The 18,798-nt window shown below is 61.2% G+C and carries 19 protein-coding genes; 13 read left to right on the forward strand and 6 right to left on the reverse strand.

The window, feature by feature from the left end; all coding sequences use genetic code 11:
* Nucleotides 1–118: 118 nt before the first annotated feature.
* Both AC3WQN_RS04105 and AC3WQN_RS04110 read left to right on the forward strand, forming a co-directional pair.
* Nucleotides 119–751, forward strand: coding sequence for a 2OG-Fe(II) oxygenase (locus AC3WQN_RS04105; RefSeq protein WP_178081875.1), 633 nt, complete (start codon nt 119–121; stop codon nt 749–751).
* Between the two features lie 2 nt (nt 752–753).
* Nucleotides 754–1,239 carry a 2-thiouracil desulfurase family protein gene (locus AC3WQN_RS04110; protein WP_103398769.1) on the forward strand — a complete coding sequence of 162 codons (486 nt, stop codon included), beginning with the start codon at nt 754–756 and terminating at the stop codon, nt 1,237–1,239.
* A gap of 168 nt (nt 1,240–1,407) precedes the next feature.
* Here the strand turns inward: AC3WQN_RS04110 and AC3WQN_RS04115 are convergent, their stop codons facing one another.
* Nucleotides 1,408–2,181 (reverse strand): transporter substrate-binding domain-containing protein, encoded by a 774-nt coding sequence (locus AC3WQN_RS04115; RefSeq protein WP_103398770.1) that lies wholly within the window; start codon nt 2,179–2,181, stop codon nt 1,408–1,410.
* Nucleotides 2,182–2,313: 132 nt separating this feature from the next.
* On the opposite strand from AC3WQN_RS04115, the gene AC3WQN_RS04120 reads away from it, so the two are divergent.
* Nucleotides 2,314–2,751 carry a DUF4399 domain-containing protein gene (locus AC3WQN_RS04120; protein ID WP_095081801.1) on the forward strand — a complete coding sequence of 146 codons (438 nt, stop codon included), beginning with the start codon at nt 2,314–2,316 and terminating at the stop codon, nt 2,749–2,751.
* Nucleotides 2,752–2,850: 99 nt separating this feature from the next.
* On the opposite strand, the gene serA is transcribed toward AC3WQN_RS04120, so the two are convergent.
* Complete coding sequence (serA, locus tag AC3WQN_RS04125) at nt 2,851–4,080, reverse strand: phosphoglycerate dehydrogenase (protein WP_095145984.1); 1,230 nt, start codon at nt 4,078–4,080, stop codon at nt 2,851–2,853.
* 206 nt (nt 4,081–4,286) lie between these two features.
* Between serA and AC3WQN_RS04130 the strand changes: the two genes are divergently transcribed.
* From AC3WQN_RS04130 to AC3WQN_RS04140, 3 genes are all read left to right on the forward strand, one after another.
* A complete protein-coding gene (locus AC3WQN_RS04130; RefSeq protein WP_095083587.1) occupies nt 4,287–5,681 on the forward strand; it encodes an FAD-binding oxidoreductase in 1,395 nt (464 codons plus the stop codon).
* Nucleotides 5,682–5,721: 40 nt separating this feature from the next.
* Entirely contained in the window at nt 5,722–6,387 is a 666-nt protein-coding gene (locus AC3WQN_RS04135) for a fumarylacetoacetate hydrolase family protein (protein ID WP_103398771.1), read from the forward strand.
* Between the two features lie 186 nt (nt 6,388–6,573).
* Nucleotides 6,574–7,491 (forward strand): SdiA-regulated domain-containing protein, encoded by a 918-nt coding sequence (locus AC3WQN_RS04140; RefSeq protein WP_103398772.1) that lies wholly within the window; start codon nt 6,574–6,576, stop codon nt 7,489–7,491.
* Between the two features lie 137 nt (nt 7,492–7,628).
* Here the strand turns inward: AC3WQN_RS04140 and rpiA are convergent, their stop codons facing one another.
* Nucleotides 7,629–8,300 carry a ribose-5-phosphate isomerase RpiA gene (gene rpiA / locus AC3WQN_RS04145; RefSeq protein ID WP_103398773.1) on the reverse strand — a complete coding sequence of 224 codons (672 nt, stop codon included), beginning with the start codon at nt 8,298–8,300 and terminating at the stop codon, nt 7,629–7,631.
* A gap of 316 nt (nt 8,301–8,616) precedes the next feature.
* Between rpiA and ilvA the strand changes: the two genes are divergently transcribed.
* A complete protein-coding gene (ilvA, locus tag AC3WQN_RS04150) occupies nt 8,617–10,131 on the forward strand; it encodes a threonine ammonia-lyase, biosynthetic (RefSeq protein WP_095083598.1) in 1,515 nt (504 codons plus the stop codon).
* A 39-nt stretch (nt 10,132–10,170) separates the two neighbouring features.
* Complete coding sequence (locus AC3WQN_RS04155) at nt 10,171–10,596, forward strand: DUF2269 domain-containing protein (protein WP_103398774.1); 426 nt, start codon at nt 10,171–10,173, stop codon at nt 10,594–10,596.
* Nucleotides 10,597–10,763: 167 nt separating this feature from the next.
* On the opposite strand, the gene AC3WQN_RS04160 is transcribed toward AC3WQN_RS04155, so the two are convergent.
* Nucleotides 10,764–11,420 (reverse strand): histidinol-phosphatase, encoded by a 657-nt coding sequence (locus AC3WQN_RS04160; protein WP_103398775.1) that lies wholly within the window; start codon nt 11,418–11,420, stop codon nt 10,764–10,766.
* A 143-nt stretch (nt 11,421–11,563) separates the two neighbouring features.
* Here AC3WQN_RS04160 and AC3WQN_RS04165 point away from each other — a divergent pair, with 143 nt between their 5' ends.
* Together AC3WQN_RS04165 and ptsP are read left to right on the forward strand one after the other, a co-directional pair.
* A complete protein-coding gene (locus AC3WQN_RS04165) occupies nt 11,564–12,043 on the forward strand; it encodes an RNA pyrophosphohydrolase (RefSeq protein ID WP_095083604.1) in 480 nt (159 codons plus the stop codon).
* 22 nt (nt 12,044–12,065) lie between these two features.
* Nucleotides 12,066–14,345: a phosphoenolpyruvate--protein phosphotransferase gene (gene ptsP, locus AC3WQN_RS04170; RefSeq protein WP_103398776.1), complete on the forward strand. Its 2,280-nt coding sequence runs from the start codon at nt 12,066–12,068 to the stop codon at nt 14,343–14,345.
* Between the two features lie 161 nt (nt 14,346–14,506).
* Here the strand turns inward: ptsP and AC3WQN_RS04175 are convergent, their stop codons facing one another.
* Nucleotides 14,507–15,253, reverse strand: a complete 747-nt coding sequence (locus tag AC3WQN_RS04175; RefSeq protein ID WP_103398777.1) for an NRDE family protein — start codon at nt 15,251–15,253, stop codon at nt 14,507–14,509.
* Between the two features lie 125 nt (nt 15,254–15,378).
* Here AC3WQN_RS04175 and AC3WQN_RS04180 point away from each other — a divergent pair, with 125 nt between their 5' ends.
* The 3 genes from AC3WQN_RS04180 to AC3WQN_RS04190 all read left to right on the forward strand — a co-directional run bounded on the left by AC3WQN_RS04180 (nt 15,379) and on the right by AC3WQN_RS04190 (nt 18,094).
* A complete protein-coding gene (locus AC3WQN_RS04180) occupies nt 15,379–16,161 on the forward strand; it encodes a sulfite exporter TauE/SafE family protein (RefSeq protein WP_103398778.1) in 783 nt (260 codons plus the stop codon).
* A gap of 82 nt (nt 16,162–16,243) precedes the next feature.
* Nucleotides 16,244–17,059, forward strand: a complete 816-nt coding sequence (lgt, locus tag AC3WQN_RS04185; protein WP_095146005.1) for a prolipoprotein diacylglyceryl transferase — start codon at nt 16,244–16,246, stop codon at nt 17,057–17,059.
* A 63-nt stretch (nt 17,060–17,122) separates the two neighbouring features.
* Nucleotides 17,123–18,094, forward strand: coding sequence for a thymidylate synthase (locus AC3WQN_RS04190; protein WP_095146007.1), 972 nt, complete (start codon nt 17,123–17,125; stop codon nt 18,092–18,094).
* A gap of 172 nt (nt 18,095–18,266) precedes the next feature.
* Here the strand turns inward: AC3WQN_RS04190 and cadR are convergent, their stop codons facing one another.
* Complete coding sequence (gene cadR, locus AC3WQN_RS04195; RefSeq protein WP_103398779.1) at nt 18,267–18,716, reverse strand: Cd(II)/Pb(II)-responsive transcriptional regulator; 450 nt, start codon at nt 18,714–18,716, stop codon at nt 18,267–18,269.
* Nucleotides 18,717–18,798 lie beyond the last annotated feature (82 nt).

Below are 18,798 nucleotides of genomic sequence, written 5' to 3' on the forward strand. Positions count from 1 at the left end.
GCAGGCGACTATTCTCCGGGGCCAGACACAGGTTGTCGAGAATTCGTATCAGGATCGTCAGCTTATCCGACGATCCTCCGCTATGCGGTGCTGTCGGATTTTCTGGCGCAGGAATACTATGCGCGCCATGCACATACCCTCTGATCACCCGCTGCTGTTACGTATCGTTGACGACCTGGCTGCGCGCGGCTGGTCGCAGCAGAATATTTTCCTGCCTCAGGGGCTGACCACCGAGCTGGCGGCTGAATGCCGCAAGCGTGCGGCCGAGGGTGAACTGGCGCCGGCTGCGGTAGGGCGCGGGCCGTTCTCGGAGATTCGCGAAGGTATCCGTGGCGATCACATTCAGTGGCTGGAGCCCGGGCAAGCCGAGGCTTGTGATCGCTATCTGGGCTTGATGGACAGCCTGCGCGAGGCATTGAATCGCGGCTTGTTCCTGGGCCTTGAGGATTTCGAAAGCCATTTCGCCCTGTACCCGCCCGGGGCGTTCTACCTCAAGCATGTCGACCGTTTTCGCGACGACGACCGGCGCATGGTCTCGGCGGTGATCTACCTCAATGATGCCTGGTTGCCGGAGCATGGCGGCCAGTTGCGGATGTACCTGGAGGAGGGCGCCGGACATGATGTGGTGCCCACGGGTGGCTGCCTGGTGGTGTTCCTGTCAGGCGAAGTGCCCCATGAAGTCCTGCCCGCGACCCGCGAACGCCTGTCATTGACCGGCTGGTTTCGCCGGCGGGGCAACGAGCCGTTCTGATCATGCAAAAAATCCTTGTGAGCCGTTGTCTGCTGGGGCACCGCGTCCGTTACGACGGCGGCGCCAGCGGGCCGTTCAATCAGTTGGAGCAGTGGATCGCCGAAGGTCGGGTAATCGCCTTGTGCCCGGAAGTCGCCGGCGGCTTGCCGACGCCTCGGGCAGCGGCGGAGATTCCCGGTGGCCAGGGTGTCCAGGTGCTCGAGGGTACGGCCCGAGTGATCACGACTGAGGGCGAGGACGTCAGTGACGCGTTCCTCTCGGGCGCACGACAGGCACTGGAGTTGGTGCAACAGCACGGCATCCGCATCGCCGTGCTCAAGGCCAACAGCCCGTCCTGCGGCAACCTGCTGACCTATGACGGGACCTTCAGCGGGGTCAAGGTCAGCGGCGAGGGGGTCACCGCAGCCTTGTTGACCCGCCACGGCGTGCGGGTGTTCAACGAGTTGCAACTGGCCGAGGCGGCAATCGCATTGGCTGCGCTGGACTGACATCAAGCGCATAACCTGTGGCGAGGGAGCTTGCTCCCGCTCGAGTGCGCAGCAGTCGCAAAAAACATTAAGCGAGATGTGCCTGACAGAGCTCGATTGCAGGTTTTAGGGTCGCTACGCGACCCAGCGGGAGCAAGCTCCCTCGCCACAGGAGAGGATCTCGAGCTCTTACAGTTTTGGCGGCTGGCTTGCGTCCATGCCGAACCACTTCTGCGACAGTTTCATCAGCCGGCCGTCTGCCTTGAGTCGTTGCAACGCGCGGTCGATGCCGGCCTGGAAAGCCGGGTTACCCTTTTGGAACGGAATCGCCAGGCTCAAGGTCGGACCGACCCTGGCCCCTTCCTTGACGGGCAAGCGGCTGTCACGAATGGCGTAGGGAATCAGCAGGCGATCACTGATGGCCGCATCGAGCTGTTTTCCCGCCACGTCCTTGAGCGGCTGTTGCGCGTCGGGGTAGCTGCGCAGGTCAATGCCCTCGACGCTGCGCGCCTGATCGACGAACTGACTGCCTTGCGCAACGCCCAGTGCCTGTCCCTTGAGCGCCAGCAATGAGCCGAGCGGGCGTTGTTCTTCCTCGCGCACGATCAATTGTGCGCTCGAATAGCTATAAGGTTCGCTGAAGTCGAAACGATCCTTGAGTTCCGGGGTCAGTGCTATGTGATTGATCGCGACGTCGTATTTGCCGCTTTCAACACCCGGCAGCAGGTCGGTGGAATCGGTGACAACGAAATCGGCGCGCACATCCATCTCGCTGGCCAGCAGTTGGCCGAGTTCGACTTCGAAGCCGGTCAGCTTGCCGTCTTCCTTGAAGTTGAACGGTGGCGTATTGGCCTCAAGTGCAATGCGCAGTTCGCCGCGGTCATTGACTTCATCAATCAGTTCGGCGTGAGCCAAGGGGCTAAGAAGGGGTAGCAACATGATCAGGCCAGGCAGAAAACGCATGGTCACTCCTTGAATTATTTATAGGCGACGCGCTGTTGCGGTTCGCTTTGCTATGGTGTTGAGGTCCTTCGACAACGAATGGCTACGAAGTTGTCCCATTCGTAGAGATTAAGCGGAAAAATGGAGAAAAGAATGAAAACCTTTTTGTCTCGTGCAGCTCTGGCGGGTTTGATGCTCAGCGCTTCGATGCTGGCCAGTGCGGCGGATATCCCACGCACCCAGGCACCGCAGGACGCGCAAGTATTTATCGTCACCCCGGTCAACGGCGATACCGTGGCCAAGACCTTTAAAGTCAAATTCGGTGTCAGTGATATTTCCCTGGCTCCAGCGGGTGATCAAACCCCTCACACCGGGCACCACCATTTGCTGATCGATGTCGACAAGCTGCCAGCCGAGAACCTGCCGATTCCGGCGGACGCCCAGCACATCCACTTCGGCAAGGCCCAGACCGAAACCGAAGTGACCCTGGCGCCCGGCAAACACACCTTGCAACTGGAGTTGGGGGACAAGAACCACATGCCGTTCGACCCGCCGATCCTTTCGGAAAAAATCACCGTCACGGTGAAATGAAAAAAGGGAGCCCCGATGGGGGCTCCCTTTTTCATAACGGCAAGCTGTAAGCCTCGGGTTAAAGCAAAGGCGAACTCGACTTGCCGCTTGCCGCTGCCCTTAGAACAGCACCCGGCTACGGATGGTGCCCTTGATGTGCTGCAGCTTCTCTTGCGCCAGGTCCGAGTACTCGGCATCGACGTCGATCACGACGTAGCCGACTTTCTCGTTGGTCTGCAGGAACTGACCGGAAATGTTGATGCCGTTTTCGGCGAAGACCTTGTTGATCTCGCTCATCACACCCGGGATGTTCTCGTGGATGTGCAGCAATCGGTGCTTGCCAGGGTGAGCCGGCAGGGCCACTTCCGGGAAGTTGACCGAGGACACCGACGTACCGTTGTCGCTGTACTTGACCAACTTCTCGGCTACTTCCAGGCCGATGTTGGCCTGCGCTTCAGCGGTGGAGCCGCCGATGTGCGGGGTCAGGATCACATTGTCCAGGCCACGCAGCGGGCTTTCGAACTCTTCGTCGTTGGAGCGTGGCTCCACCGGGAATACGTCGATGGCCGCGCCGATCAGGTGCTTGTCCTTGATCGCGTCCGCCAGGGCGTCCAGCTCGACCACGGTGCCGCGAGCGGCGTTGATCAGGATCCCGCCCTTCTTGATGGCGCGGATTTCCTTCTCGCCGACCATCCACTGGGTGGCAGCGGTTTCCGGTACGTGCAGGGTCACGATGTCGGACATGCCCAGCAACTCGTGCAGGTTGCCGACCTGGGTGGCGTTACCCAGTGGCAGCTTGGTCACGGTATCGTAGAAGTACACCTGCATGCCGAGGCCTTCGGCCAGGACCGACAGCTGGGTACCGATCGAGCCGTAACCGACGATGCCCAGTTTCTTGCCCCGGATTTCGAAGGAGTTGGCCGCGCTCTTGATCCAGCCGCCACGGTGGCAGGAAGCGTTTTTCTCCGGGATGCCGCGCAGCAGCAGGATCGCTTCGGCCAGCACCAGCTCGGCGACGGAGCGAGTGTTGGAGTACGGCGCGTTGAACACGGCGATACCGCGTTCGCGGGCAGCGCTGAGGTCGACCTGGTTGGTGCCGATGCAGAAACACCCTACAGCCACGAGCTTCTTCGCGTGATCGAAGATCTCTTCGGTCAGTTGAGTGCGCGAGCGAATGCCGATGAAGTGCGCATCAGCAATCTTTTCCTTGAGCTGCGCTTCCGGCAGAGAACCTGTGAGGTACTCGATGCTGGTGTAGCCCGCCGCCTTGAGGACGTCGACAGCCGATTGGTGGACGCCTTCGAGAAGAAGGAACTTGATCTTGCTCTTATCGAGAGAAGTCTTGCTCATCTGCGTAAACCTGTATCCCGGAGAAAAATGGCAGGGAGGGGAGCAGCCCAGAGCTGACCCGAACGGCAGGAACGCCGTGACCGCAGAACAGCCTTTGGGCACTACCCTGCGGGGTCGGTATGCTAGCATATGCACCCCGCTAAACACTCATTCCTGCGACGTGAAGCGTTCTCAGGATGACCATGAATTGTTCGAGAGTTCTGTCGATGACCAATCCTGCCCTGATTGATGAGCTGAAGACCCTGGTTGAGCCTGGCAAGGTGCTGACCGATGCCGACTCCCTGAATGCTTACGGTAAGGATTGGACCAAGCATTTCGCCCCGGCCCCGACGGCTATCGTGTTCCCCAAGACCACGGAACAGGTCCAGGCCATTGTGCGCTGGGCCAATGAGCACAAGGTCGCACTGGTGCCGTCCGGCGGGCGTACCGGGCTTTCCGCTGCGGCGGTGGCGGCCAACGGCGAAGTGGTCGTGTCCTTCGACTACATGAACCAGATCCTCGACGTGAACCTGACCGATCGCACCGCTGTTTGTCAGCCGGGTGTGGTCACCGAGCATTTGCAGAACGTGGCCGAAGAAAAAGGCCTGTACTACCCGGTGGATTTCGCTTCTGCAGGTTCCAGCCAGATTGGCGGCAATATCGGTACCAATGCCGGCGGGATCAAGGTCATTCGCTACGGCATGACCCGCAACTGGGTGGCCGGCATGAAAGTGGTCACCGGCAAGGGCGACCTGCTGGAACTGAACCGCGACCTGATCAAGAACGCCACCGGCTACGACATGCGTCAGCTGTTCATCGGCGCCGAGGGCACCCTGGGTTTCGTGGTCGAAGCGACCATGCGCCTGGATCGCGCGCCGAAAAACCTCACCGCCATGGTGCTCGGCACCGCCGACTTCGACTCGATCATGCCGGTGCTGCACGCGTTCCAGAGCAAACTCGACCTGACCGCCTTCGAATTCTTCTCCGACAAGGCCCTGGCCAAAGTCCTCGCGCGTGGCGACGTGCCGGCCCCTTTCGAGTCCGATTGCCCGTTCTACGCGCTGCTGGAATTCGAAGCGACCACTGAGGAAGTGGCCAACCACGCCCTGGAAACCTTCGAACACTGCGTCGAAGAAGGCTGGGTGCTGGATGGCGTGATGAGCCAGAGCGAATCGCAACTGCAAAACCTGTGGAAGCTGCGCGAGTACATCTCCGAGACCATTTCCCACTGGACACCGTACAAGAACGACATTTCGGTCACCGTGTCGAAAGTGCCGGCATTCCTGAAGGAAATTGACGCGATTGTCGGTGAACACTACCCGGACTTCGAAATCGTCTGGTTCGGCCACATCGGCGACGGCAACCTGCACCTGAACATCCTCAAGCCGGATAACCTGAGCAAGGACGAGTTCTTCGCCAAGTGCGCAACGGTGAACAAGTGGGTGTTCGAAACCGTCGAGAAGTACAACGGTTCGATTTCCGCCGAGCACGGCGTGGGCATGACCAAGCGCGATTACTTGACCTACAGCCGCTCCCCGGTCGAGATCGAGTATATGAAGGCCGTCAAGGCGGTGTTCGACCCGAATGGCATCATGAACCCGGGCAAGATCTTCGCTGTTTGAAGGGGTCGTACCTGAAGAATCACTAAGGCAGGAGTCGGTAATGAGCTATCAGCACCAATATGTCGACGGTACACGTATTCATTTCCCGGTCGGGAAAGTGGTGTGTATCGGGCGCAATTACGCCGAGCACGCCAAGGAACTGGACAACCCGGTGCCGACCGAGCCGTTGCTGTTCATCAAGCCAGGCAGTTGCGTGGTGCCGTTGGACGGGGGTTTTGCCATTCCGGTCGATCGCGGGTCGGTGCACTACGAAGCGGAAATCGCGGTGCTGATCGGCAAGCCGCTGTCGACCCGGCCGAGTCGTGAGGAAGTGCTGGATGCGATTTCCGGGTTTGCCCCCGCGCTGGACCTGACCCTGCGTGACAAGCAGGCCGAGCTCAAGTCCAAGGGCCTGCCGTGGGAAATCGCCAAGTGTTTCGATGGCGCCTGTGTACTGGCGCCGTTCGTGGTCAGCAGCACCTTTGCCGACCTGGGCGACATTGGCATCCGCCTGACCATCAATGGCGAAGTTCGCCAGGATGGCAACAGCAGCGCCATGCTCAACCCGATCGTGCCGATGATCCAGCACATGGCCGGCTGCTTCTCGCTGCAGGCCGGTGACGTGATCCTGACCGGTACGCCGGTGGGCGTGGGCCCGCTGAATGTCGGTGACGAACTGGTGCTGGAGCTTCCAGGCGCCGGCAGCTTCACCAGCAGCGTTCGCTAAACCACGGTCGCCAGCTCCCTCTGGAGCTGGCGCAGCCTGCGATCTTTTGACTTGGCTTTGCTGCACCCTTTCCCAAAAACGACCCCTGCGCGCCGTCCGGTTGTGGCTGCAACCCCGTGGCCATTAAGCTTGAATTCATCAAGGCGTGATATTTCATCCTCCCGATTCGTTTTTTGAGCAGCCTGAATGCGCCGACTAGCCCGTCCCAAACCCCTTGCCCTGATGATGGTCATCACCGCCGTGCTGGCATTGGGTGTGCTGGGTCAGTACTACCGCCTTTACGAGCGTACCTGGTTCAACCTGCAAGCCTGGTTGCACCCGCTCAGTGAGCAGTCCATGGCGCTCAATGACTACCAGGTGGTGATCGAGGCGAAGGTGATCGACGGGCTGGACGATGATGTCTCGGCACTGACCTTTGATCCGGTGCGTAAAAGCCTGTTCACCGTGACCAACCAGAATTCCGAGCTGATCGAGATGTCCCTCGACGGGCAAATCCTGCGCCGCGTGGCGTTGGTGGGGTTTGGCGACCCGGAGGCGGTGGAGTTCATCAGCGCCGACACCTATGTGATCAGCGATGAGCGTCAGCAGCGCCTGATCAAGATTCACCTGGAGGACGACACGACGTTCCTCGATGCCGCCGATGCCGAGCAGATGACCCTGGGCGTGCACATGACCCGGAACAAGGGCTTTGAAGGTCTGGCCTACGACTCCAAGGGCAAGCGCCTGTTTGTCGCCAAGGAACGCGACCCGATGCTGATCTATGAGGTGCAGGGTTTCCCGCACTTCGACCCGGAAAAGTCCTATGCCGTTCACGTGGTCAACAACCCCAAGCGCGATGCCGGGATGTTTGTGCGTGACCTATCGAGCCTGCAATACGACGAACGCAGCGGCCATTTGCTGGCGCTGTCGGATGAGTCGCGGCTGATTCTGGAACTGGATATCGACGGTCGGCCGTTGAGCACGATGCCGCTGAACAAGGGGCGCCAGGGCTTGCAAAAGACCGTGCCGCAAGCGGAGGGGATCGCCATGGATGACGACGGCACCCTGTATCTGGTGAGTGAGCCGAATCTGTTTTACGTGTTCAAGAAGCCCACAGCGAATTAGTAGCGACGAGCTTTGTTTGTGGCGAAGGAGCTTGCGCCCCTCGGCTGGTCCGCGTTCTGGTGTAGCAGTCGCAGGTTTTAGGACCGCTTTGCGGTCCAGCGGGAGCAAACTCCCTCGCCACAGGTATTACGTACCGATCAGGCCTTGAGGGTTTTCACGCCTTCGCTGGTACCCAGCAGCAACAGATCCGCCGGGCGAGCCGCGAACAGGCCATTGGTGACCACGCCGACGATGGCGTTGATTTGCGTCTCGAGCTCCACCGGGTTGGTGATCTGCATGTTGAACACGTCGAGGATGATGTTGCCGTTGTCGGTCAACACGCCTTCACGGTAGACCGGGTCGCCGCCCAGCTTTACCAGCTCGCGGGCTACGTGGCTGCGGGCCATTGGAATCACTTCGACCGGCAGCGGGAAGTTGCCCAGTACCGGCACCAGCTTGCTGGCATCGGCGATGCAGATGAAGGTCTTGGCCACGGCCGCCACGATCTTCTCGCGGGTCAGGGCCGCGCCGCCGCCTTTGATCAGGTTCAGGTGCTCGTCGCTTTCATCGGCGCCGTCGACGTAGAACTCCAGGTCGCTGACGGTGTTCAGCTCGTACACCGGAATCCCGTGGCCCTTGAGGCGCGCGGCGGTGGCTTCGGAGCTGGCGACGGCGCCATCGAATGCACCCTTGTGCAGGGCCAGCGCATCGATGAAGCAATTGGCGGTGGAGCCGGTGCCGACCCCGACGATGCTCTTGTCGTCGAGTTTAGGAAGGATGAAATCGACCGCGGCCTGCGCCACTGCCTGTTTGAGTTGATCCTGGGTCATGCGGGCTCCGAGGTGCCATAAGGGAGGACAGAAGGCCGGCATTATAGGCTCCGGGGCCGGGAAGGTCATTGCCCGATTGGCGGGGCGACGGCGCATCTTGGCTTTTGTGGCGAGGGAGCTTGCTCCCGTTCGGCGGCGAAGCCGTCGTAAAGTCCGGTAGCACGATGTGGCTGAAAGAATTTTGGACCGCTTCGCGCCCCATCGAGAGCAAGCTCCCTCGCCACAGGTTCTAAAACCACCTGTTTGCTGTGGTCGCTCAGGTAAAAGCCGGGTTAGACTCCTTGGCCCTGCCCAACCCGCTCAGTGATGCTTTCCGATGCTCGAACAGTACGTCAAAAAGATCCTCACCTCGCGCGTTTATGACGTTGCCGTAGAAACCCCATTGCAGACTGCCCGCCAGCTCTCCGAGCGGCTGGGCAACACGATCTGGCTCAAGCGTGAAGACTTGCAGCCGGTGTTCTCGTTCAAGATTCGCGGCGCTTATAACAAGCTGACCCAGTTGAGCGATGAAGAGCGAGCGCGTGGCGTGGTCACCGCGTCGGCGGGCAACCATGCCCAGGGTCTGGCCTTGGCGGCCAAGGTACTGGGTGTGAAGGCGACCATCGTCATGCCCAAGACCACCCCGGAGATCAAGGTCGAAGGCGTGCGCTCGCGCGGCGGCAAAGTGGTGTTGCACGGGGATTCCTTCCCGGAGGCCCTGGCTTTTTCGCTGAAGCTGGTCGATGAAAAGGGCTACGTCTACATCCACCCTTACGACGATCCGCACACCATCGCCGGGCAGGGCACGGTGGCGATGGAAATTCTGCGCCAGCACCCGGGGCCGCTGGATGCGATCTTCGTTCCCGTCGGCGGTGGTGGCCTGATCGCCGGGATTGCCGCCTACGTGAAGTACTTGCGCCCGGACATCAAGATCATCGGCGTCGAGCCGGACGACTCCAACTGCCTGCAAGCGGCCATGGCCGCTGGTGAGCGGGTGGTGCTGCCGACCGTGGGCCTCTTTGCCGATGGTGTGGCGGTTGCCCAGATCGGCCAGCACACGTTCGATATCTGCAAAGACTACGTCGATGAAGTCATTACCGTCAGCACCGACGAGATCTGCGCGGCGATCAAGGATATCTACGACGACACCCGTTCGATCACCGAGCCTGCCGGTGCCCTGGGTGTGGCCGGGATCAAGAAGTACGTCGAGTTGCGGGGCGTTACCGGGCAGACCCTGGTGGCCATCGACTCCGGTGCCAACGTCAACTTCGACCGCTTGCGCCACGTGGCCGAGCGCGCCGAGCTGGGGGAAGGCCGCGAAGCGATCATCGCCGTGACCATTCCGGAGAAGCCGGGCAGCTTCAAGGCGTTCTGCGAAGCCATCGGCAAACGCCAGATCACCGAATTCAACTACCGCTACAACACCGGCAGCGAAGCGCACATTTTCGTCGGCGTGCAGACGCACCCGGAAAACGATCCGCGCAGCGCGCTGCTTGCCAGCCTGACCGAGCAGGGCTTCCCGGTACTCGACCTGACTGACAACGAGCTGGCCAAGTTGCACATCCGGCACATGGTGGGCGGTCGCGCGGCCCATGTGGTCGATGAAGTGGTGCTGCGCTTCGAGTTTCCAGAGCGTCCGGGGGCGCTGTTCAACTTCCTCAGCAAGCTCGGCGGGCGCTGGAACATCTCGATGTTCCATTACCGTAACCACGGTGCGGCGGACGGGCGTGTGGTCGCCGGCTTGCAGGTCCCCCATGACGAGCGTCATCTGGTGCCGGCGGCGCTGGCAGAAATCGGTTATCCCTACTGGGATGAAAGCGACAATCCGGCCTATCAGTTGTTTCTTGGCTGAACGGCTACGTTGATGGGCAGAACATAAGGAAATCGGACAATGGAAATGTTAACGGCCCTGAAGGCAGCGCACATGGTCGCGACGGTCGTGCTGCTGGCGTGCGCGCTGGGCCTGGGGATCTGGGTCTGGCGGACCCGGCGTAACGGCGATGCAACGGCGGGAAGCCGTACGTTGCAACGGCCACGGGTGTTCGTCTGGCTGTTGATGGGGCTGGCCTTGCTGAGCATGCCATTCACCGGCTGGTGGATGGTGCACTTGATCGGCTGGCCGCTGGGACAGACCTGGCTGCTGGCCTCCAGTGTGCTCTACACCGTGGCGGCGCTGGCCTGGTTCTGGTTGCTGGTGCGGCTGAACAAGCTGCGCAAGGCGCCGGGTAGCGTGGGCAGGTTTACCTTTGCGCTGGCGCTGGTCAGCTTCGTCTGCTTGATCGCTATTGCCGGGCTGATGGGCGCGAAGCCGGCTTGACCTGATTCACGTGATCAACTGTGGCGAGGGAGCTTGCTCCCGCTCGGTCGCGCAGCGGCCGCAAATCCGGCTGATGCGCTCCGTCTGACAAAGCGTCTTTGCAGATTTTAGGACCGCTTCGCGCTCCAGCGGGAGCAAGCTCCCTCGCCACAGGTAAAGCGCTTACCTCAGCCGCGCAACGAAATTACCGGCCAGCCTCGCTTCTCGGCCTCGGCCCGCAGGTTCGGGTCCGGGTCCACGGCAACCGGGTTGGCCACTTCCTCCAGCAACGCCAGGTCGTTCATCGAGTCGCTATAGAAGTAGCTGTCTTCCAGCGTCAACCCGGTCTCCTCCAGCCAGCGATTCAGGCGTGTCACCTTGCCTTCACGGAAGCAGGGTACATCGGTACTGCGCCCGGTGTAGCGACCGTCCTGCATCTCGCATTCGGTGGCGATCAGGGTTTCAACCCCCAGGCGCTCGGCAATAGGCCCGGTGATGAAACGGTTGGTGGCGGTGATGATCACCAGCTTGTCGCCGGCGGCGCGGTGTTTGGCCAACAACTCGATGGCCTTGGGCAGCATGATCGGTTCGATGCAATCGCGCATGTAGTCGCGATGCCATTCCTGCAACTGGTGCATCTCGGTGTGGCCGAGGATTTCCAGGCAGAAGTTCAGGTAGGCGGCGTTATCCAGCTTGCCGGCCAGGTAGTCCTGATAGAACGCGTCGTTGCGTGTCTTGTAGGCGACGGCGTCGAGCAAGCCCCGTTCGCACAGGTAGTCGCCCCATGCGTGGTCGCTGTCGCCGCCCAAAAGCGTGTTGTCCAGGTCGAATAAAGCCAGGCGCATTGCAGTTACCCGCTGAAAAGTCTGTAAAAAGGCGACAAGAATACGGTCTTTTCACAAGAGTGCACATAAGGTAGGAAGCTTCGTTGCCGCCTTAACAAGCTTTGTGGAACAATGCGGCGACATGCGTTTGCGAGGTTGTTGCCGTGATCGACCCCGATGGTTTCCGCCCCAATGTCGGGATCATTCTGACGAATGATGCCGGCCAGGTGCTTTGGGCTCGCCGTATCAATCAAGATGCCTGGCAGTTTCCCCAGGGAGGTATCAACCCCCAGGAGACGCCGGAAGACGCCTTGTATCGCGAGTTGAACGAAGAAGTGGGTCTGGAGCGCGAAGATGTTGAAATTCTCGCCTGCACTCGCGGCTGGTTGCGCTATCGTTTGCCGCAACGTCTGGTCAGGACCCACAGCCAACCGCTGTGCATCGGCCAGAAACAGAAATGGTTTCTCCTGCGCCTGGTCTCCAACGAGCAGCGGGTGCGGATGGATTTGACCGGTAAACCGGAATTCGATGGCTGGCGCTGGGTCAGTTATTGGTATCCGTTGGGCCAGGTGGTGACATTCAAGCGCGAGGTGTATCGCCGCGCTCTCAAAGAGCTTGCCCCGCGCCTTTTAACGCGCGACTGACGACGGAGTTCGACCCCGAGCCATGCTCAATACGCTGCGCAAGATCGTCCAGGAAGTTAACTCCGCCAAGGATCTCAAGGCGGCGTTGGGGATTATTGTGTTGCGCGTCAAAGAGGCCATGGGCAGCCAGGTCTGCTCGGTCTACTTGCTGGACCCCGAGACCAACCGTTTCGTGCTGATGGCCACCGAGGGCTTGAACAAGCGCTCGATCGGCAAGGTCAGCATGGCGCCCAACGAAGGTCTGGTCGGCCTGGTCGGCACGCGTGAAGAACCCCTTAACCTCGAGAACGCTGCGGGCCACCCGCGCTATCGCTACTTCGCCGAAACCGGCGAGGAGCGTTATGCCTCGTTCCTCGGTGCGCCGATCATTCACCACCGCCGCGTCGTGGGCGTGTTGGTTATCCAGCAAAAAGAGCGTCGTCAGTTCGACGAAGGCGAGGAAGCCTTCCTGGTGACCATGAGCGCCCAGCTCGCGGGCGTTATCGCTCATGCCGAGGCCACCGGTTCGATCCGTGGCCTGGGCCGTCAGGGCAAGGGTATTCAGGAAGCAAAGTTCGTCGGTGTACCCGGCTCGCCGGGTGCGGCGGTCGGTACCGCGGTGGTCATGCTGCCACCGGCTGACCTGGACGTGGTGCCCGACAAGGCCATCAGCGACATCGACGCTGAGCTCAAGTTGTTCAAGACCGCCATCGAAGGCGTGCGCGCCGACATGCGTGCGTTGTCCGCCAAGCTCGCCACACAATTGCGCCCCGAAGAGCGCGCCTTGTTCGACGTCTACCTGATGATGCTCGACGATGCCTCGCTGGGCAGCGAAGTCACCACCGTGATCAAGACCGGCCAGTGGGCCCAGGGCGCGCTGCGCCAGGTGGTCACCGATCACGTCAACCGTTTCGAATTGATGGACGATGCCTACCTGCGTGAGCGGGCCTCGGACGTCAAGGACCTGGGACGCCGCCTGCTTGCCTATTTGCAGGAAGAGCGCCAGCAGACCCTGGTCTACCCCGACAACACCATCCTGATCAGCGAGGAACTGACGCCGGCCATGCTCGGCGAGGTGCCGGAAGGCAAGCTGGTGGGGTTGGTCTCGGTATTGGGTTCCGGTAACTCCCACGTGGCGATCCTGGCGCGCGCCATGGGCATCCCGACGGTGATGGGCCTGGTCGACTTGCCGTACTCCAAGGTCGACGGCATCCAGATGATCGTCGACGGCTACCACGGCGAGGTCTACACCAACCCCAGCGACGTGCTGCGCAAGCAGTTCGCCGACGTGGTCGAGGAAGAGAAGCAACTGGCCCTGGGCCTGGATGCGCTGCGTGACCTGCCATGCGTGACGGTCGACGGGCATCGCATGCCGTTGTGGGTGAACACCGGCCTGCTGGCGGACGTGGCGCGGGCGCAAAAGCGCGGCGCCGAAGGGGTGGGTCTGTACCGCACCGAAGTGCCGTTCATGATCAATCAGCGTTTCCCGAGTGAAAAGGAGCAGCTGGCGATTTATCGCGAGCAACTCGCCGCCTTCCACCCGCAACCGGTGACCATGCGCAGCCTGGACATCGGCGGCGACAAGGCACTGTCGTATTTCCCGATCAAGGAAGACAACCCCTTCCTTGGCTGGCGCGGGATCCGCGTCACCCTCGACCACCCGGAAATCTTCCTGGTACAAACCCGCGCGATGCTCAAGGCCAGCGAAGGCCTGGATAACCTGCGCATCCTGCTGCCGATGATTTCCGGCATCCATGAACTGGAAGAAGCCCTGCACCTGATCCACCGGGCCTGGGGTGAAGTGCGCGACGAAGGCACCGATGTGCCGATGCCGCCAGTGGGCGTGATGATCGAAATCCCGGCGGCGGTCTACCAGACCAAGGAACTGGCGCGGCAGGTGGACTTCCTGTCGGTCGGCTCCAACGACCTGACCCAGTACCTGCTGGCCGTGGACCGCAACAACCCGCGGGTAGCCGACCTCTACGACTATCTGCACCCGGCGGTGCTACAGGCTCTACAATCCGTGGTGCGCGACGCCCATGCCGAAGGCAAGCCGGTGAGTATCTGCGGCGAGATGGCGGGCGATCCAGCCGCCGCGGTGCTGTTGATGGCGATGGGCTTCGACAGCCTGTCGATGAACGCCACCAACCTGCCGAAGGTGAAGTGGATGCTGCGCCAGATCAACCTCAGTTGGGCCAAGGATCTGCTGGCCGAGCTGATGACCATCGACAACCCGCAAGTGATCCACAGCTCGCTGCAATTGGCGCTGAAGAACCTCGGGTTGGCGCGGATGATCAATCCGGCGGCGATCAAGACCCTCTGAAACGCCAACGGCCCTTGTGGCGAGGGAGCTTGCTCCCGCTCGGCTGCGCAGCAGTCGTAAGCCGGCCAAAGCGATCTTTCTGAAAGATTGCAATCGCCAGATTGGAGCGCGTTGCGCTCCAGCGGGAGCAAGCTCCCTCGCCACCATTTACCGCCTGAGCTTCAAATTCTCAGCTCAATTTCCCCCAAATGCCCGCCATACGGCCCGAAACTGCGCTCGACCATCCACCGTGAACCATCGGCCTGGACAATCAGCGCGGTACTCGCCCGGGTGCCATACGTGGGGCTGACGATAAACACGCTGGACAACAGGCTTTCGGTCGCCAGGCCCACGCCGGTGTCCGGCAAGTCGGCAAGCGGCGCGGTTTGCGGGTCAGCCAGCAGTGCCAGCAGCGCCTGTGGTTGAGGGTCGTCGAGTACCTCGGTCAGGGCTGTCCTGGCCTTGAGCAGCTTGGGCCAAGGCGTATCCAGCCCGGCATTCGACAGTCCGTAGACTCCGGCTTCCAACCGGGTCGGTGCGGTCTGCCGGGCATTGAAGTGCCACAGCTCATGCAGGTTGCCGACCAGCAGGTTGAACCCGGCATATTCCACGGATCTGCCGACAACGTCGGCCAAATAGTCGGTAATTGGCATTTCGCCCGTGAGAAACCGTGCCACCAGTTCACCCCGCGAGCGGCGGGCCGCAGGTTGGTGGGGGTTGCGGATGTTGGTCAGCGCGGCAAAGCGCCCGTCGGCACCGACTCCCAGCCAGGTGCCACCGGCCTCCAGGTCACGGCCGGCATACACTTGCGGGGCTTCGGGCCATTGCGCCAGCGGCAGACTGGGGCGGGCATAGAACTCGTCACGGTTGGCCGCGACGACCAGGGGCGTGGGGTGATCCGGGCGCCAGGCGAAAACAATCAGGCACATAAGGTAGTCCTTGTGCGTTTTTTGCTCACTTTACGCAGACATCGCTCATCGATCCATCGTCTTGCACAGTGGAGCCTTGGGCCATGCATCCGTTACCATGCGGCACTTATTTTGGGGGTGCAGTCATGGAATTTCTGCTCTATCTGGTGTTGGGCGCCTGTGCAGGCGTGTTGGCCGGGCTGTTTGGCGTGGGTGGCGGGATCATTATCGTCCCGGTGCTGGTATTCAGTTTCACCTTGCAGGGCTTCGATGCATCGGTGCTGACCCACCTGGCCGTCGGTACCTCGCTGGCAACGATCATCTTTACCTCGATCAACGCCGTGCGTGAGCACCAACGCAAAGGTGCGGTACGCTGGCCGATTTTCCTCTGGATGACCCTGGGGATTCTCCTGGGTGCCGGGTTCGGGGCGCTGACCGCCGAAGCGATCTCAGGCCCCAACTTGCAGAAAATCATTGGTGTGTTCGCCCTGGTGATCGCGGTGCAGATGGCCCTGGAGCTCAAGCCCAAGGCCAGCCGAACCGTTCCCGGCAAGGTCGGCCTGACCCTGGCCGGCAGCGTGATTGGCTGGGCGTCGGCGATTTTCGGCATTGGTGGCGGCTCGCTGACCGTGCCGTTCCTGACCTGGCGCAGCGTGCCGATGCAGCAAGCAGTGGCCACTTCGTCGGCCTGCGGCCTGCCGATCGCGCTGGCTAGTGCATTAAGTTTCATGATTCTGGGCTGGCATGATCCCCTGTTGCCCGCTCATAGTCTGGGGTTCATTTATCTGCCAGCACTGCTGGGCATTGCCCTGACCAGCATGCTGTTCGCCCGCTTCGGTGCGCGACTGGCCCACCGGCTGTCGCCGCGGTTGCTGAAAAGACTGTTTGCCGTTTTGCTGTTGTGCGTGGGGCTGAGCTTCCTGCTCTGACGCGCGGCGCAATCCTGGCTTAATCCTGGCGTGACACGGTCGCGCCAGGAATTATAGGTTTCAACTCTAACGAGGAGTCGCAATGCTGCCTTACCCGCAGATTGACCCGGTGGCCCTGGCCATTGGCCCACTGAAAATCCACTGGTACGGCCTGATGTACCTGGTCGGCATCGGTGGTGCCTGGCTGCTGGCGTCGCGCAGGTTGAACCGCTTCGACCCGACCTGGACCAAGGAAAAGCTCTCCGACATGGTCTTCTGGATGTCGATGGGGGTGATTCTCGGTGGCCGTCTGGGTTATGTGCTGTTTTACGACCTGAATGCTTACCTGGCCAATCCGACGCTGATTTTCGAAGTGTGGAAGGGCGGCATGTCGTTCCATGGCGGGTTTATCGGCGTGATGCTGGCGGCGTTGTGGTTCGGTAAAAAGAACGGCAAGTCGTTCTTCCAACTGATGGACTTCGTCGCGCCCATGGTGCCGATTGGCCTGGGGGCCGGGCGTATAGGCAACTTCATCAACGCCGAATTGTGGGGTAAGGCGACCGACGTGCCGTGGGCCATGGTCTTCCCGGCATTCAGCGACCCGTCGCAGCTGCCGCGCCACCCGTCGCAGCTGTACCAGTTCGCGCTGGAAGGCGTGGCACTGTTCGTCATTCTCTGGTTGTTCTCGCGCAAGCCGCGGCCGACCATGGCGGTATCCGGGATGTTTGCGCTGTTCTATGGCATCTTCCGTTTCATCGTCGAATTCGTCCGCGTGCCGGACGCGCAACTGGGCTATCTGGCCTGGAACTGGCTGACCATGGGTCAGGTGCTGTGCGTACCGATGATCGTCGGCGGGCTGTTCCTGATCTGGCTGGCTTATCACCGCGCCCCGGCCGCTCCGGTTGCCCCGGCAGCCTGATTCGCCGCGCTCTACATTCGAACCCCGGGGCGTTGGCCCCGGGTTCAAGGACACAGGTAATACATGAAGCAATATCTCGATCTGGTCGCCCACGTCATCAAGAACGGCACCAAGCAAGCCAACCGTACCGGCGTGAACACCATCAGCTTTCCCGGCGCGATGCTGCGTTATGACCTCAAGGAAGGTTTCCCGGCGATCACCACTCGCAAGATGGCCTTCAAGTCCGCCATCGGCGAAATGTGCGGCTTCCTGCGCGGGGTGAACAACGCCGCCGAATTTCGCGCCCTGGGCTGCAAGGTCTGGGACCAGAACGCCAACGAAAACGCCCAGTGGCTGGCCAACCCCTTCCGCCAGGGCGAAGACGACCTGGGCGAGATCTACGGTGTGCAATGGCGCAAGTGGCCGGCATACAAGCAGATCCCGCTGAGCAACCCGGCGGCCATCGAGCAGACCCTGAACCAGGGCTACCGGCAGATCGCCGAGGGCGAGGAAGACGGCCAGGCCTATGTAGTGCTGTACAAGGCCATCGACCAGGTTCGCCAGTGCGTCGACACCATCATCAAGGACCCGGGCAGCCGTCGCATCCTGTTCCACGGCTGGAACTGCGCCCAGCTCGATGAAATGGCCCTGCCGCCGTGCCACTTGCTGTACCAGTTCCACCCGAATGTCGAGACGAAGGAGATTTCCCTGACCCTCTACATCCGCTCCAACGACCTGGGCCTGGGCACGCCGTTCAACCTCACCGAAGGCGCCGCGCTGCTGAGCCTGATCGGTCGCCTGACCGGCTACACGCCGCGCTGGTTCACCTATTTCATCGGTGATGCCCACGTCTACGAAAACCACCTGGACATGCTCAACGAACAGCTCACGCGCGAGCCGTTCCCGATGCCGAAACTGGTGATTTCAGACCGCGTGCCGGAGTTCGCCAAGACCGGTGTGTACCAGCCGGAGTGGCTGGAGTTGATCGAGCCAAGCGACTTCTCGCTGGAAGGCTATGAGCACCACGCGCCAATGACCGCGCCGATGGCAGTTTGATCGTGAGCCATTGTGGCGAGGGAGCTTGCTCCCGCCGCCCGATTCGCGTTCGGGGGTAGCAGTCGCAAAGCCTGCGAATGCGCTGTTTCTGAAGGAGTCGGGGTGCAGGTTTCAGGGCTGCCTTGCAGCCCAGCGGGAGCAAGCTCCCTCGCCACAGTTATTGAATCAAGCCTTAATGCCCGTGACTACGGCCCACATGTGAGTGCTCGGTGTCACTGGCCGCCACCCCTCCGCTGACTTCCAGCCGCTGCAATATCCCGCATTGTTCGATATCCGGCTCTTCGCTGCAGCGTTGGCGCAGGTCGAGCAGTTGTGCCTGCAGGGCCAGCAATCCGTCGATCCGCGCCTTGACGTGATGGATATGCTCGTCGATCAGTGCGTTGACGCTTTCGCACTGGTCCTGCGGGCTGTCGCGCAGGGCCAGCAGGCTGCGGATTTCTTCGAGGGTCATGTCCAGGGTGCGGCAGTTGCGGATGAACGTCAGGCGCTCGGCGTGGGCCTGGGTGTAGACGCGGTAGTTGCCGTCGCTGCGGGCCGGCTCCGGCAGCAGGTTTTCGCGCTCGTAGTAGCGAATGGTTTCGACCGCGCAGTCGGTCAGTTTTGCCAGTTCCCCGATCTTCATCGCAACAATCTCCAAAAAGGGTGCTTGACCCTATAGTGGCTACAGGGTCTTTACTTGGCAACAGGCACCTTAATGGAATGGA

It is taken from the genome of Pseudomonas sp. FW300-N1A1, from assembly GCF_058789115.1.

Bases quoted from the DNA above. Each gene is read 5' to 3' on its own strand.
- AC3WQN_RS04105 (WP_178081875.1), top strand. From the start codon at position 119: ATGCGCGCCATGCACATACCCTCTGATCACCCGCTGCTGTTACGTATC.
- AC3WQN_RS04110 (WP_103398769.1), top strand. From the start codon at position 754: ATGCAAAAAATCCTTGTGAGCCGTTGTCTGCTGGGGCACCGCGTCCGT.
- AC3WQN_RS04115 (WP_103398770.1), bottom strand. From the start codon at position 2,181: ATGCGTTTTCTGCCTGGCCTGATCATGTTGCTACCCCTTCTTAGCCCC.
- AC3WQN_RS04120 (WP_095081801.1), top strand. From the start codon at position 2,314: ATGAAAACCTTTTTGTCTCGTGCAGCTCTGGCGGGTTTGATGCTCAGC.
- serA (WP_095145984.1), bottom strand. From the start codon at position 4,080: ATGAGCAAGACTTCTCTCGATAAGAGCAAGATCAAGTTCCTTCTTCTC.
- AC3WQN_RS04130 (WP_095083587.1), top strand. From the start codon at position 4,287: ATGACCAATCCTGCCCTGATTGATGAGCTGAAGACCCTGGTTGAGCCT.
- AC3WQN_RS04135 (WP_103398771.1), top strand. From the start codon at position 5,722: ATGAGCTATCAGCACCAATATGTCGACGGTACACGTATTCATTTCCCG.
- AC3WQN_RS04140 (WP_103398772.1), top strand. From the start codon at position 6,574: ATGCGCCGACTAGCCCGTCCCAAACCCCTTGCCCTGATGATGGTCATC.
- rpiA (WP_103398773.1), bottom strand. From the start codon at position 8,300: ATGACCCAGGATCAACTCAAACAGGCAGTGGCGCAGGCCGCGGTCGAT.
- ilvA (WP_095083598.1), top strand. From the start codon at position 8,617: ATGCTCGAACAGTACGTCAAAAAGATCCTCACCTCGCGCGTTTATGAC.
- AC3WQN_RS04155 (WP_103398774.1), top strand. From the start codon at position 10,171: ATGGAAATGTTAACGGCCCTGAAGGCAGCGCACATGGTCGCGACGGTC.
- AC3WQN_RS04160 (WP_103398775.1), bottom strand. From the start codon at position 11,420: ATGCGCCTGGCTTTATTCGACCTGGACAACACGCTTTTGGGCGGCGAC.
- ptsP (WP_103398776.1), top strand. From the start codon at position 12,066: ATGCTCAATACGCTGCGCAAGATCGTCCAGGAAGTTAACTCCGCCAAG.
- AC3WQN_RS04175 (WP_103398777.1), bottom strand. From the start codon at position 15,253: ATGTGCCTGATTGTTTTCGCCTGGCGCCCGGATCACCCCACGCCCCTG.
- AC3WQN_RS04180 (WP_103398778.1), top strand. From the start codon at position 15,379: ATGGAATTTCTGCTCTATCTGGTGTTGGGCGCCTGTGCAGGCGTGTTG.
- lgt (WP_095146005.1), top strand. From the start codon at position 16,244: ATGCTGCCTTACCCGCAGATTGACCCGGTGGCCCTGGCCATTGGCCCA.
- AC3WQN_RS04190 (WP_095146007.1), top strand. From the start codon at position 17,123: ATGAAGCAATATCTCGATCTGGTCGCCCACGTCATCAAGAACGGCACC.
- cadR (WP_103398779.1), bottom strand. From the start codon at position 18,716: ATGAAGATCGGGGAACTGGCAAAACTGACCGACTGCGCGGTCGAAACC.